Origin of the sequence: Stenotrophomonas maltophilia group sp. Smal12 (genome assembly GCF_037079935.1) — a bacterium.
In the GTDB taxonomy this organism is placed as follows: Bacteria; Pseudomonadota; Gammaproteobacteria; order Xanthomonadales; family Xanthomonadaceae; genus Stenotrophomonas; species Stenotrophomonas sepilia.
Window position 1 is genome coordinate 1 of sequence record NZ_JBAWUK010000047.1, and the last position, 13438, is coordinate 13438.

A 13438-nucleotide genomic window follows, 5' to 3' on the forward strand; every position below is an offset into this window, starting at 1 on the left:
GTGGTGGGGGCAGTGCCCCGATCGGCGGCGGTTGCCATGGCAATTGCGGAGGCGGCAGGGTCGATGTAGGCGAACTTGAGCAGATATGATTCAGCCTTGGGGGCACTTCAACGAAGTGCTCTCGCCAGGACACAGAACAGAAAGGTCAGCGCACCGCGCTGGCCTTTTTTGTGACCCACGGCGGCGCGCGCCACACATTTCCGCTGTTCCTGGAATAGGCTCCGCCAGCACCAAAGTAATTCATATGCCATTGATTCCAATGGCGCGCCCGACAGGAATCGAACCTGTAACCGCCGGCTTAGAAGGCCGGTGCTCTATCCAGTTGAGCTACGGGCGCCCGAACCGGAACGGTGTCCAATCCGACGTGGCGTGGGATTGGTCGGGGTAGAGGGATTCGAACCCCCGACATCCTGCTCCCAAAGCAGGCGCGCTACCAGACTGCGCTATACCCCGGTCTTGCAATCCCCTCGGGTTGGGCCCGGGGAGGTGTTCATTGTCGCCAAGCGCGTTGGGAACTGTCAACGAAGGATGCACAGAACCCGGGCCTGCCACAACGCCGAAAGCAGTCATCGGCTATGCTCACGCCCATCGGCCGGATGGCCGTCCCGACCTTCATCCGCACGGAGAACACGCATGCGCAGCGGCAACCCGGCTCTTTCCGAGTCGACTTTCCTCGACCTCGCCAGTGGCTCGGTAGTGACCAGCCCCGACCAGGTCATGACCCTCAATGGCACCGCCAACAAGACCGGCATCCTGCTGCTGTTGACCGTGCTGACCGCGGCGTTCGCCTGGAGCCAGGCGGTCGACGAGTACGGCCAGATTTCCGGCAGCGCGAGCCTGTACGCCATCGGCGGCGCGATTGGCGGCCTGGTGCTGGCACTGATCACCATCTTCAAGAAGGAATGGTCGCCGGTCACCGCGCCGATGTACGCGCTGGTCGAAGGCCTGTTCCTGGGCGCCGTGTCGGCCCTGTTCAACATGAAGTATCCGGGCATCGTGTTCCAGGCGGTGCTGCTGACCTTCGGCACCCTGGCCGCCCTGCTGTTCGCATACCGCAGCGGCCTGATCAAGGCCACCGAGAACTTCAAGATGGGCGTGGTCGCCGCCACCGGCGGCATCGCCCTGCTCTACCTGGCCTCGTTCGTACTGGGCTTCTTCAACATCAACGTGCCGGTGATCCACGACTCCAGCTGGCTGGGCATTGCCTTCAGCCTGTTCGTGGTGGTCGTGGCCGCGCTGAACCTGGTGCTGGACTTCGATTTCATCGAGTCCGGCGTCGCCCAGCGCGCGCCGAAGTACATGGAGTGGTATGGCGCATTCGGCCTGATGGTGACCCTGGTCTGGCTGTATGTGGAGTTCCTGCGCCTGCTGTCGAAGATCCAGCAGCGCTGAACCGGACAGAGCCATAAACGACAAAGGGCGCCTTCGGGGCGCCCTTTTCTCTTTGTAACGCGTGGCTGCTGCATTTCCCGGCTAGCCAGCCACGCCAGCCACGCCAGCCTGTGCAGCGTAGTGCGCCGCAAGGTGCTCGACCAGCGCGCGCACCTTGGGCGCGAGCGCACGTGCATGCGGGTACAACGCGAAGTAGCGCCGCTGGCCGGCATGCCAGGCCGGCAGCACGCGGATCAGACGACCGGCGCGCAGGTCCTCCTGCACGGTCAACGCGGTGAACAGGCTGATGCCCATTCCGGCCAGCGCGGCGGCGTACAGCGCAGGCGTGGCATCCACACGCAGGCGCTGCCCGGCTTCAACGCTCACGCAGGCGCCGCGCGGCCCCTGTAACTGCCAGGGCGGCATTGATGGGGTGGGACTGAAACCCAGCAGCGTGTGCTGCTCCAGATCCGCAGCCTGCCGCGGCAGGCCATGCCGGGCCAGGTAGGCCGGTGCGGCGACCAGGATGCGCGGGCAGCTGGCCAGCTCGCGCGCGACCAGCTGGCTGTCCGGCAATGAAGCTGCAATGCGCAGCGCCAGGTCGAAGCCACCACCGACCACATCCACCACCTGATCATCCGCCGACAGGTCCAGCGTGACCTGCGGGTAACGCTGCAGGAACGAGGGCAGCCAATGCGGCAGTTCCTGGCTGGCCACTACCTGCGGCACGCTGATCCGCACCCTGCCACTGGGTTGCGCCTGCCCGGCGCGGGCACGATCGTCCGCCTCCTGCAGGCGGTCCAGCAGCGTTGCCGCCTCGCGGTAGTAATCGCGCCCGGCCTCGGTCAACGACAGCCGACGGCTGTTGCGATCGAGCAGGCGTACCTGCAGGTGTTCTTCCAGCTGCCGCAGCTGCCGCGACATCGCCGAGTGGGTGGTCCCCAGGCGCTCGGCGGCCGCGGTGAAACTGCCCGCGTCAACGATGGCGCGCAGCGCGCGCAGGGCGGCGAAGTGATCCATCGGCGGGCAGCTCCACGTGGCGGGGCCCACGGCATGCGGGCCCCGCCAGCTTATCAAGCGCCGTCACCGGCCTTGCGTACCGGCAGCGCCAGGATCGCGTCGGTGCTCATGACGTCGCCGAAGGCGTCTTCGATCTGCGCCAGCGAGGCCTCATGCAGCGCGCGATGATCGATGCGACGGCCGCCGGCCAGATCCAGATCACGGCTGGCGCTGGCATCGGACGAGACGATCACCCGGTAGCCACGTGGGGCGGCCGCTGCGTCGCGCGCGGCACCGGCCACACAGGCATGGGTCTGCAGGCCAGTGACGATCAGGGTATCGATACCGGCATTCTTCAGCATCGGGTCGAGCACGGCTGCGGACGCGCCGGCGAACACGCTGACATTGTCCTTCTGCACCACGGTCTCGCCCTGGCGCGGCTGCAGGTCGCGATGGAAGGCGGCATTGACGCTGCCCTGCGCGAACAGGGGTGCGCCGGCCGGCAGCACGTGCTGGACATGGATCACGCGGATGCCGTGGGCATCGGCGAATTCGACTACCCGCCTGGCCTGACGCAGTGCGGCCACGCCATCGGGAATGACCATGCGGCCACCCGCAAAGCCCGGTACGGCCCTGGCATCGAAGTACTCGTTCTGGAAGTCGATCACTAGCACGGCAGTCTTCGCCGCATCCAGCGAGGTCGCGACCGGCGCACCCGCCAGATGGCGGATGGTGGCATGGGCCGGCTCGGCAGCAGCAACCGGGATGGTGGCGGTCATGCCGAGCAAGCTGGCCAGGCCGAAGGCGGTGAGATTCATGGAGCGACTCCTGTGCAGTGGAAAGTGGGCACAGGATGCGGAGCGGATGGCGCACGAACCAGCCGTGAAACAGCACATGATCTGTGCGATATCAGCACAGACCGCTTCTGTGGAGTCGAGCCATGCTCGACTCTACAGAGGCGGAAAAACGCAACGGGGCGCCCGAAGGCGCCCCGCTGTGGGTCCGACCGAGGTCGGCCGGCCGCTTACAGGCGGCTGGCAATGGCCTTGGCAAAGCTCATGGTGGTGCCGGTGCCACCCAGGTCGCCGGTCAGCGAATCCTTGGCTTCCATGGTCGCCACGATGGCCTTGCGCAGGCGCTCGGCGTTTTCCGGCTGGCCGATGTGGTCCAGCATCTGCGCGGCCGCCAGCAGCAGCGCGCACGGATTGGCCTTGCCCTGGCCGGCGATGTCCGGCGCGGTGCCGTGCACGGCTTCGAAGATCGCCGCATCCTTGCCGATGTTGGCGCCCGGAGCCAGGCCCAGGCCGCCGACCAGGCCGGCGCACAGGTCGGAGATGATGTCGCCGAACAGGTTCGTGGTGACGATCACATCGAACTGTTCCGGGCGCATCACCAGCTGCATGCAGCAGTTGTCGACGATCATTTCCTGGAACTCGATGTCCGGGTACTGCGCGGCCACTTCACGGGCGACATTCAGGAACAGGCCCGAGGTCGACTTGATGATGTTGGCCTTGTGCACGGCGGTGACCTTCTTGCGGCCGGTGCTCTTGGCCAGCTCGAAGGCGTAGCGCACGATGCGCTCGGAGCCCTTGCGGGTGATGCGGGTGCCGGAGAAGGCGGTCTCGCCGTCGGCCGACACTTCCTGGCCTTCGGCCAGGTAGGCACCTTCGGTGTTCTCACGGACGGTGATCAGGTCGACGTTGTCGAAACGCGACTTGGTGTTCGGGAAGGTGTGGGCCGGGCGCACGTTGGCGTACAGGTCGAAGTGGCGGCGCAGGCTGACGTTGATCGAGGTGAAGCCACCACCGACCGGGGTGGTCAGCGGGCTCTTCAGCGCGACCTTGTTGCGCGCGATCGATTCCAGGGTCACCGCCGGCATCAGGTCGCCGTGCTTTTCCAGGGCCACCAGGCCGGCGTCGGCGTCTTCGTACTCCAGGCCAGTCTTGAGCTGGTCGAGCACGAACAGGGTGGCGTCCATGATTTCCGGGCCAATGCCGTCGCCGCGGATGACCGTAATTTTCTGCGTCATTGATCGATGTTCCGAACAGGGGGAAAAACGCCGTCCGGACGTGCCCGGAAACGCCGGCGCAAAGGAAGTTTCACCGGCAATTATGCCTGAGCCGGGGCCGAGGTCCCAAATAGACCATGGTCCCAGTCCCCGGCTCAGGCAGAATTGCCCGCGCATCGCCCCTCTACCCCCGCCCTGTCGGCGCGCCCCTTCAACAAGAAGGGGCTCCTGGGCTGTTGGATCGCGGGACAGGCCCCCTCGAGGGCCCGGTAGTGCCGGCCGCTGGCCGGCAACCCCGGCCATGTCGGGTTCAGGCGATGCCGGCCACTGGCCGGCACGACCCTCAGTGCTCGTGCGCGGCTGGCGCGGCGGCGCCGCCTTCGAGCTGGTCGAGGAAGTCGACCGCGCGGCGCAGGTGCGGGATCACGATGGAGCCGCCCACCACCAGGCCGACCGAGAAGGTCTCGAAGAACTCCTCACGGGTCACCCCGGCGTCCTTGCACTGGGCCACGTGGTAGCTGATGCAGTCGTCGCAGCGCAGCACCATCGAGGCCACCAGGCCCAGCAGCTCCTTGGTCTTCACGTCCAGCGCGCCGGCCTGGTAGGTCTGCGTATCCAGCGCGAAGAAGCGGCGCACCACCTGGTTCGGTTCGCCCAGGATGCGCTCGTTCATGCGCTTGCGGAACTCGGTGAACTCGGCGATGCGGTCCTTGCTGCCTTCGTCGGCCGCGCTCATGCCTGGCCCTGCCCGGCCAGCAGCGGCTCGAGCTTGCCTTCACGGTGCAGGGCCATCATGTCGTCGTAGCCGCCGACATGGACGTCGCCGACGAAGATCTGCGGCACGCTGGTGCGGCGGGTCAGCGCCATCATCTTCTCGCGCTCGGCCGGGTCCAGGTCGATGCGGACCTCGGTCCACTGCTGGCCCTTGCTCTTCAGGAAGTTCTTGGCGGCCACGCAGTACGGGCAGACGGCAGTGGAATAGATGGTGATGGCGGGGGCACCGCCGGCGGTCTGGGCTGTCACGGGAAACTCCACGATGGATCGACGGTCTACATATGGTACCGGTGCGCTGGAATTTCCACGCCACGGCCGCAACACTGTGGATTAACGAATGGTTGCCCCCCGCCCTGCCACGCTTGGCGCGCCCCGCCCGAGGACCTTCTGCTTGCGAGCCCTGCTGCTGACTACCGCCGTCACCCTGGCCCTGGCCATGCCGCTGGCCCAGGCCCAGGAGAAGCTGCCCGACATCGGCTCTTCGGCCGGCGAGCTGCTGACCCCGGCCCGCCAGGCCGAGTACGGCGCGATGATGCTGCGCGAGCTGCGCAACTACGGCTACCTGCTGGAAGATCCGCTGGTCAACGACTGGCTGCAGACCATGGGTACCCGGCTCGGCTCCAATAGTGACCAGCCGCGGCAGCCGTACACCTTCTTCGTGATGAACGACCGCCAGATCAACGCGTTCGCCACGCTGGGCGGCTACATCGGGGTCAATGCCGGACTGGTGCTGACCGCCGAGCGCGAGGACGAGGTCGCTGCGGTGCTGTCCCACGAAATCGCCCACGTCACCCAGCAGCACGTGCTGCGCGGTGTCGAGCGCGCCCAGCGCGACCAGATCCCGATCCTGCTGGGCATGCTGGCGGCGGTAGTGGCCGCCCAGGCCAGCAACAGCACGTCGTCCGGCAACGCGACGATGGCGGCGATCAGCTCCGGCATGGGCCTGATGCAGCAGCGGCAGATCAACTACACCCGCTCCAACGAGTCCGAGGCCGACCGCCTCGGCATCCGCACCCTGTCGCGCAGCGGCTACGACGTGGATGCCATGGCCGGCTTCTTCGAGCGGATGTCGGCAGCCATGCGCGGCAACGAAGGCGGCTACAGCGTGCCCGAGTTCCTGCGCACCCACCCGGTCAACATCACCCGCATCAGCGAGGCCAAGTCCCGCGCCCAGCAGATGAAGAAGGATACGGTGCTGCTCACCACCAGCACGCCCACCGGCGAGCGCAAGGAGCGGGTGGACCCGGCCGATCCCAGCCTGGGCGAGCCGCTGCTGCGCGGCAACAACCCGCTGCTGCCCGGCAGTGTGCTGCGCCTGCCGATCGGCCAGCTCAACCGTGGCGCCAGCGGTGACTTCGAGTGGGCGCGTGAGCGTCTGCGCGTGCTCAGCGCGGACTCCACCCCCGAGCTGGAGCGCGAGTACGCCGACCTGGCCAAGCGGCAGAAGGACGGCCTCAACGATGCGCAGCGCTACGGCCAGGCGCTGGCGGTGATGCGCGGTGGCCGTGCCGGTGCCGGCCAGGCCCGGCAGACCCTGGCCGGCCTGCTGCAGACCCACCCCGGCAACCTGTGGCTGGCGCTGGGCCTGGGCGAGGCGGAGTCACGCGCAGGCCAGGCGGCCCAGGCCAACAGCCGCTTCGAGCAATTGTTGCGCGAACACCCCAACAGCCGCCCGGTGGCACTGACCTATGCCGAGATCCTGAACGAACAAGGCAGCCGCGAAGCCGGCCAGCGTGCGCAGGCGATGCTGCGCCCCCTGCTGTCGCAAAGTGGTAACGATCCGGTCTTCCAGCAGCGTTTCGCCCGCGCCAGTGAGTTGGCTGGCGACAGCGTGCGCGCCAGCGAGGCCTATGCCGAGGCCGCCTTCCTCAGCGGGCGGCCAGAACAGGCGCTGATGCAGCTGCAGGCGCTCAAGCGCAACCCGGCGCTGGATTACATCGGCCGCGCGCGGGTTGACGCGCGCATCGAATCGATCACCCCGACGGTGCTGGAACTGCGCCGGCAGGGCGTGCAGGACCCGGATCTGGACCGTCGCTGAGCACCGCATGACCGGCCGATGGCAATCCAGGCCGGTTCCGGCCGGGTAGTCACAAACATGTCATCAAACCGTAGTCTACTGGCACCACTCCAGTAACCGAGCCCTACGGTGTCCTCGTGCAGAAACGCATCCTGATCGTCGATGACGAGCCCGCGATCCGTGAAATGGTCGCCTTCGCCCTTCGCAAGGGCGATTACGAACCGGTCCACGCCGGCGATGCCCGGGAGGCCCAGACCGCGATCGCCGATCGCGTTCCCGACCTGATCCTGCTGGACTGGATGCTGCCCGGCACCAGCGGCTTGGACCTGGCCCGTCGCTGGCGCAAGGAAACGCTGACCCGCGAAGTGCCGATCATCATGCTGACCGCCCGCGGCGAGGAGAACGATCGCGTCGGTGGCCTCGAGGCCGGTGTCGATGACTATGTGGTCAAGCCGTTCTCGGCACGCGAACTGCTGGCCCGCATCCGCGCGGTCATGCGCCGCGCCCGCGAAGATGACGAGGACGGCAGCGTAGCCGTCGGCCCGATCCGTATCGACGGCGCCGCCCATCGCGTGTTCGCCAACGACCAGCCGGTGCCGATCGGCCCGACCGAATACCGCCTGCTGCATTTCTTCATGACCCACCCGGAGCGCGTCTACACCCGCGCGCAGCTGCTGGACCATGTATGGGGCGGCAGCGTGTACGTGGAGGAGCGCACCATCGACGTGCATATCCGCCGCCTGCGCAAGACGCTGGAGCCGTTCAACGCCGAGAACATGGTGCAGACCGTGCGCGGCGCCGGCTACCGCTTCTCCACTGCTACCTGAGTCTCGTCGTGCCGGCACCGCGCACCTGCGGGTGCCGGTGCCGGCAACTCTGCTATAACCCTCGGTTCACCCCAGTGAACCGCCGCACCTCAACGACGAGATCGCAATGCCCCGCCACATCCGCTCTGCCTGGTTGAAGACCCTGGCCACCGTTGCCGCGGTGCTGCTGTTCGCCGGACTGGTGGGGTGGTTCACGGGCCATCTGTGGTTGTGCATCGCACTGGGCGCGCTGGCGGCCCTGGCCTGGCATTACTGGCGCCTGCGCAGCGTTCTGCGCCGGCTGACCGCTCGCCAGCGCTGGGACACCGCCGAAGAAGGCACCGGCGTCTGGAACGAACTGGACCGCCTGCTGTACCGCAACCAGGTGGAAATGCGCGTGCGCAAGCGCCGCCTGCTGGACATGCTGCGCAGCTACCGCGCTGCCGCCGCCGCGCTGCCCGATGCTGTCGTCGTGCTGGATCGCAACAGCCAGCGCGTGCAGTGGTTCAACGAAGCGGCTACCGCCCTGCTCGGCCTGCACCATCCCGGCGACCTTGGCGAGGCCCTGGTCGAGCGCCTGCAGCCGATGCCGCTGGCGCACTGGCTGGCCGGTGGCCGCAATGCCGAGCCCATCCTGGACGTACCCTCGCCGGTCGATCCGGCGATCCGCCTGAACCTGCGCCTGATTCCCTATTCGTCGGACTACTGGCTGCTGATCGCGCGTGACGTCAGCAAGCTGCTGCGCCTGGAGCAGGTGCGGCGGGATTTCGTCGCCAACGTTTCACACGAGCTGCGCACGCCGCTCACCGTGGTCCACGGCTACCTGGACATGATGGACCCGGAGGATTTCCCGGGAACCGGACCGATGCTGGAAGAAATGCGCAAGCAGAGCCAGCGCATGGCCCAGCTGGTGGAAGACCTGCTGACCCTGTCGCGCCTCGAATCGCAGGAACACAGCGAGGACGAGACCGTAGCCATGCAGCCGATGCTGGCCACCCTGCGCCGCGAAGCCGAAGCGCACAGCCAGGGCCGCCACCAGATCAGCATCGACGACCTGGCCGGCGTTGACCTTCAGGGCTCGACCAAGGAGCTGCACAGCGCCTTCTCCAACCTGGTCACCAATGCGGTGCGCTATACGCCGGCCGGTGGCCGCATCGCGGTGGAGTTCCGCCGCGAGGGCGACGGTGCGGTGCTGGCGGTGCGTGACTCCGGCTACGGCATCCCGGCCACCCACCTGCCGCGCCTGACCGAACGCTTCTACCGTGTCTCCAGCAGCCGCTCGCGCGAAAGCGGTGGTACCGGCCTGGGCCTGTCCATCGTCAAGCACATCCTCGGCCTGCACCACGCACGGCTGGAAATTGAAAGCGAAGTCGGCAAGGGCTCGGTGTTCTCCTGCCATTTCGATGCCGACCACGTGCGCCCGCGCGAGTCCGCCCCCCTGACCTCCATCGAAGAATGACGCCATGAGCAGCCTCGGATCCCTCCCCCTCCCCGTGAGCCCGGACAACGATCCGTTGCGTGACCCGGCGCTGTACATCAATCGCGAACTGTCACAGCTGGATTTCAACTTCCGCGTGCTGGCCCAGGCGATGGACCCGCAGGTGCCGCTGCTGGAGCGCCTGCGCTTCATGTGCATCTCCTGCACCAACCTCGACGAGTTCTTCGAGATCCGCGCCGCCGCCGTGCGCCACGCGCAGGAGTACGGCCTGCCACCCGCACCGGACGGGATGAGCCCGCAGGCCATCCTGAGCGCCATCCATGACCGCGCCGCCGAACTGGTGGACCAGCAGTACCGCTGCTGGAACGAGACGCTGCGGCCGGCGCTGATGGAGGCCGGCATCGGCGTGCTCGGCCGCCACTCCTGGACCGACCGCCAGAAGCGCTGGCTGCGCGCCTACTTCCGCAACGAGATCATGCCGGTGCTGTCGCCACTGGGCCTGGACCCGGTGCACCCGTTCCCGAAGATCCTCAACAAGTCGCTGAACATCGTGGTGGTGCTCAAGGGCACCGATGCGTTCGGCCGCGCCGGCCACCTGGCCATCGTGCGTGCGCCGCGCTCACTGCCGCGCATCATCCAGCTGCCGGAAAAGCTCGGCGGGCCCCAGAACTTCGTGTTCCTCTCGTCGGTGCTGTCGACCTTCGTCGATGAGCTGTTCCCGGGCATGGAAGTCCAGGGCGCCTACCAGTTCCGCGTCACCCGCAATTCCGAGCTGGTGGTGGACGAGGAGGAAGTGGAGAACCTGGCGCTGGCACTACGCGACGAACTGGTCGACCGCGGCTACCGGCCAGCGGTGCGGCTGGAGATCGCGCACGACATGCCGCGCGAGATCGTGCGGACCCTGCTGCAGAATTTCGGCCTGACCGAGAACGCGGTGTACCGCATCGATGGCCCGGTCAACCTCAACCGCATCATCCAGCTGTACGACCTGATCGCGCAACCGGACCTGAAATACCCGCCGATGACCCCGCGCACGCTGCGCGACAGTGACGGCATCTTCGAGACGGTGGCGCGCCAGGACCTGCTGCTGCACCACCCATTCGACGCCTTCACCGCAGTGCTGGACCTGATCCGGCAGGCGGCAATCGATCCGAACGTGCTGGCGATCAAGCAGACCCTGTACCGCACCGGCAAGGACTCACTGATCGTCGATGCGCTGATCCAGGCCGCGCGTAACGGCAAGGACGTGACCGTGGTGGTCGAACTGCGCGCCCGCTTCGACGAAGAAGCCAACCTCGGCCTGGCCGATCGCCTGCAGGAAGCCGGCGTGCAGGTGGTGTACGGCGTGGTCGGCTACAAGACCCACGCCAAGATGCTGCTGATCGTGCGCCGCGAGGGCCGCAAGCTGCGCCGCTACGTGCACCTGGGTACCGGCAACTACCACAGCGGCACCGCCCGCGCGTATACCGACATCAGCCTGATCACCGCCGATGCGGACATCGGCAATGACGTGCACCTGCTGTTCCAGCAGCTGTCCGGGCTGGCGTCGAAGATGAAGCTCAAGCGCCTGCTGCAGTCGCCCTTCACCCTGCACACCGGCATCCTCGGCCGCATCGAGCGCGAGACGCGCATCGCCGCCGCTGGCCGCCCGGCGCGGATCATCGCCAAGATGAACGCACTGAACGAACCGCAGGTGGTGCGCGCGCTGTACGCCGCGTCGCAGGCCGGCGTGCAGATCGACCTGATCATCCGCGGCGCCTGCACGCTGCGACCGGGCGTGCCGGGCATCTCGGACAACATCCGCGTGCGCTCGATCGTCGGCCGCTTCCTGGAACACAGCCGCGTCTACTGGTTCGGGAACGACGGCGCACCGGAAATGTACTGCGCCAGCGCCGACTGGCTGGAACGCAACCTGCTGCGCCGGGTCGAGACCTGCTTCCCGATCCTCGATCCGGAACTGGCCAAGCGGGTCTACCGCGAAGTCCTGCAGAACTACCTTGACGACAACCTCAACGCCTGGGAACTGGACGCGCACGGCATCTACCACAAGCGTGCCCCAGCCCACGACGAAGCCCCGCATTCGGCGCAGATGGCGTTGATGCAGGGGCTCTGACCCTGCCCCGGTAGATCCCGACCGCTGGTCGGGGTTCGATCGCCACGGGGTTAGATCCCTTTCCTGCGGGAAAGGGATCTGACCCCTTGCAGTCCTGCGGCACGCCCTCTTCCAAAATGTGAAGGCCGCGCGGTGACGAGCACACCGCCCCTTCGGCTAACATTCGTCCATGCCGCACACCACCACGACTCCGCCCGCATTGCAGGATGGCGACCTGCTGGCCGCCATCGACCTTGGCTCCAACAGTTTCCACATGGTCATCGCGCGCTATACGCTCGGCCAGCTGCGGGTGATCGACCGCCTGCGCGAGACGGTGCGCATGGCCGATGGCCTGGATGGCAAAGGTGGTCTCTCTTCCGCTGCACGCCAACGTGCACTGGAATGCCTGGCCCGCTTCGGCCAGCGCATCCGCAATGTGCCGCCGCACCGGGTGCGCGCGCTGGCCACCAACACCGTGCGCCAGCTGCGCTCGCCGCAGTCGTTCCTGGTACCGGCCGAGACCGCACTGGGGCATGCCATCGAAGTGGTCAGCGGGCGCGAAGAAGCGCGCCTGATCTACCTGGGCGTGGCCCACGCGCAACCGCCCAAGCCCGGGCAGCGCCGGCTGGTGATCGACATCGGCGGTGGCTCCACCGAGTTCATCATCGGCATGGGCATGCAGACCCTGGAGCGCGAAAGCCTGCAGGCCGGCTGCATCGCCAGCACCCGGCGCTTTTTCCCCGGCGGCAAGCTGAGCAAGAAGCGCTGGAAGGACGCGCTGGCCGAGATTGGCCGCGAGTTCCAGCCTTTCGCCAGCAAGTACCGCGCGCTGGGCTGGCAGGAAGCGTTGGGCTCTTCGGGCACGCACAAGGCGATCAGCGAGATCTGCGCGACGATGAAGCTGAGCAAGGGCGCCATCACCGCCGAGGCCCTGCCGCAGCTGCGCGATGAACTGCTGAAGGCCAAGAAGATCGACGACATCCAGCTGCCGGGCCTGTCCAGCGACCGCCGCCCGATCATCGCCGGCGGCATCCTGGTGCTGGAAGCGGCCTTCCAGGCGCTGGGCCTGCAGAAACTGCTGGTCAGCAAGGCGGCGATGCGCGAAGGCATCCTGTATGACATCGTCGGCCGCGCCGGCGAGAACGACCTGCGTGACGAATCGGTGGCTGCGCTCAGCCAGCGCTACGGTATCGATACCGTCCAGGCCGAGCGCGTGCAGGACACCGCGCTGTCCCTGCTGGAACAGGTGCAGGAGCGCTGGAGGCTCGATGCCGACGATGCGCGCATGCTCGGCTGGGCCGCGCGCCTGCACGAGCTGGGCCTGATGATCGCGCACAGCGGCTACCACGTGCATGGCAGCTATGTGCTGGAACACTCGGATATCGCCGGCTTCTCGCGCCAGGAGCAGCAGATGCTGGCGGCTCTGGTGCGCAGCCACCGCCGCAGCGTGACCAAGACCGCCTTCGACGCCCTGCCCGAGCGACTGCTGCTGACCGCACGCCGGCTGGCGGCCCTGCTGCGGCTGGCGGTGCTGCTCAATCGCGCCCACGAAGACGATCCGCTGCCGGCACTGGAACTGACCGCCGACGACAACCGGCTGTCGCTGATCGTGCCGCAGGCCTTCATCGATGCCCGCCCGCTGCTGCGCGCGGACCTGATCGGCGAGACCGATGGCATCGCCGGGCTGGGCATCCAGTTCCGCCCGTTCGTGGCCTGAATACGCTGTCCGCTGTTGTCCACAGGACAACCGAGGTGACGCATTTCCCACTCCCACTTTGCGCAGTCTGGCGGTTTTTTGTGCTGCTCCGCACCACAACGGCGCGCTGTGGGCCATCGCTGCCATCACGTAAGCGCCTGCTTTTGTTCACGTTTTGTGAAGGCTGGCGCGGCCGCGTGACATGAATGGATACGAACTCTTTACAGAGCATTAACT

General features: G+C 67.1%; 11 protein-coding genes and 2 tRNA genes. 6 read left to right on the plus strand and 7 right to left on the minus strand.

The window, feature by feature from the left end; translation table 11 throughout:
- Nucleotides 1–260: 260 nt before the first annotated feature.
- Together WDC87_RS17415 and WDC87_RS17420 are read right to left on the minus strand one after the other, a co-directional pair.
- Nucleotides 261–337 (minus strand) — tRNA-Arg (locus WDC87_RS17415).
- A gap of 39 nt (nucleotides 338–376) precedes the next feature.
- Nucleotides 377–453: transfer RNA gene (locus WDC87_RS17420), tRNA-Pro, on the minus strand.
- Between the two features lie 180 nt (nucleotides 454–633).
- On the opposite strand from WDC87_RS17420, the gene WDC87_RS17425 reads away from it, so the two are divergent.
- A complete protein-coding gene (locus tag WDC87_RS17425) occupies nucleotides 634–1392 on the plus strand; it encodes a Bax inhibitor-1/YccA family protein (RefSeq protein ID WP_072168268.1) in 759 nt (252 codons plus the stop codon).
- An 81-nt stretch (nucleotides 1393–1473) separates the two neighbouring features.
- On the opposite strand, the gene WDC87_RS17430 is transcribed toward WDC87_RS17425, so the two are convergent.
- The 5 genes from WDC87_RS17430 to grxC form a co-directional block, all read right to left on the minus strand.
- Nucleotides 1474–2391, minus strand: coding sequence for a LysR family transcriptional regulator (locus WDC87_RS17430; RefSeq protein WP_072168269.1), 918 nt, complete (start codon nucleotides 2389–2391; stop codon nucleotides 1474–1476).
- Nucleotides 2392–2444: 53 nt separating this feature from the next.
- Nucleotides 2445–3188: a cysteine hydrolase gene (locus tag WDC87_RS17435; RefSeq protein ID WP_301655224.1), complete on the minus strand. Its 744-nt coding sequence runs from the start codon at nucleotides 3186–3188 to the stop codon at nucleotides 2445–2447.
- 206 nt (nucleotides 3189–3394) lie between these two features.
- The gene (locus tag WDC87_RS17440; RefSeq protein ID WP_012479261.1) at nucleotides 3395–4399 is read right to left on the minus strand and encodes an isocitrate dehydrogenase; all 1005 of its coding nucleotides are present in this window, start codon (nucleotides 4397–4399) and stop codon (nucleotides 3395–3397) included.
- A gap of 322 nt (nucleotides 4400–4721) precedes the next feature.
- Nucleotides 4722–5114 (minus strand): carboxymuconolactone decarboxylase family protein, encoded by a 393-nt coding sequence (locus tag WDC87_RS17445; protein WP_227836578.1) that lies wholly within the window; start codon nucleotides 5112–5114, stop codon nucleotides 4722–4724.
- A complete protein-coding gene (grxC, locus tag WDC87_RS17450; protein WP_004154541.1) occupies nucleotides 5111–5401 on the minus strand; it encodes a glutaredoxin 3 in 291 nt (96 codons plus the stop codon). Before grxC ends, WDC87_RS17445 begins: the two co-directional genes overlap by 4 nt.
- Nucleotides 5402–5489: 88 nt before the next feature.
- Between grxC and WDC87_RS17455 the strand changes: the two genes are divergently transcribed.
- The 5 genes from WDC87_RS17455 (at nucleotide 5490) to ppx (ending at nucleotide 13222) form a co-directional block, all read left to right on the plus strand.
- The gene (locus tag WDC87_RS17455; protein ID WP_172412112.1) at nucleotides 5490–7190 is read left to right on the plus strand and encodes a M48 family metalloprotease; all 1701 of its coding nucleotides are present in this window, start codon (nucleotides 5490–5492) and stop codon (nucleotides 7188–7190) included.
- A gap of 116 nt (nucleotides 7191–7306) precedes the next feature.
- Complete coding sequence (gene phoB / locus WDC87_RS17460) at nucleotides 7307–7996, plus strand: phosphate regulon transcriptional regulator PhoB (RefSeq protein ID WP_005408258.1); 690 nt, start codon at nucleotides 7307–7309, stop codon at nucleotides 7994–7996.
- A 106-nt stretch (nucleotides 7997–8102) separates the two neighbouring features.
- On the plus strand, nucleotides 8103–9434 hold the full coding sequence (gene phoR, locus WDC87_RS17465) for a phosphate regulon sensor histidine kinase PhoR (protein ID WP_252745377.1): 1332 nt from the start codon (nucleotides 8103–8105) through the stop codon (nucleotides 9432–9434).
- A 4-nt stretch (nucleotides 9435–9438) separates the two neighbouring features.
- Nucleotides 9439–11526, plus strand: a complete 2088-nt coding sequence (ppk1, locus tag WDC87_RS17470; protein ID WP_053500783.1) for a polyphosphate kinase 1 — start codon at nucleotides 9439–9441, stop codon at nucleotides 11524–11526.
- Between the two features lie 169 nt (nucleotides 11527–11695).
- A complete protein-coding gene (gene ppx, locus WDC87_RS17475; RefSeq protein WP_005415458.1) occupies nucleotides 11696–13222 on the plus strand; it encodes an exopolyphosphatase in 1527 nt (508 codons plus the stop codon).
- Nucleotides 13223–13438 lie beyond the last annotated feature (216 nt).

Bases quoted from the DNA above. Each gene is read 5' to 3' on its own strand.
- WDC87_RS17425 (WP_072168268.1), top strand. From the start codon at position 634: ATGCGCAGCGGCAACCCGGCTCTTTCCGAGTCGACTTTCCTCGACCTC.
- WDC87_RS17430 (WP_072168269.1), bottom strand. From the start codon at position 2,391: ATGGATCACTTCGCCGCCCTGCGCGCGCTGCGCGCCATCGTTGACGCG.
- WDC87_RS17435 (WP_301655224.1), bottom strand. From the start codon at position 3,188: ATGAATCTCACCGCCTTCGGCCTGGCCAGCTTGCTCGGCATGACCGCC.
- WDC87_RS17440 (WP_012479261.1), bottom strand. From the start codon at position 4,399: ATGACGCAGAAAATTACGGTCATCCGCGGCGACGGCATTGGCCCGGAA.
- WDC87_RS17445 (WP_227836578.1), bottom strand. From the start codon at position 5,114: ATGAGCGCGGCCGACGAAGGCAGCAAGGACCGCATCGCCGAGTTCACC.
- WDC87_RS17455 (WP_172412112.1), top strand. From the start codon at position 5,490: ATGGTTGCCCCCCGCCCTGCCACGCTTGGCGCGCCCCGCCCGAGGACC.
- phoR (WP_252745377.1), top strand. From the start codon at position 8,103: ATGCCCCGCCACATCCGCTCTGCCTGGTTGAAGACCCTGGCCACCGTT.
- ppk1 (WP_053500783.1), top strand. From the start codon at position 9,439: ATGAGCAGCCTCGGATCCCTCCCCCTCCCCGTGAGCCCGGACAACGAT.
- ppx (WP_005415458.1), top strand. From the start codon at position 11,696: ATGCCGCACACCACCACGACTCCGCCCGCATTGCAGGATGGCGACCTG.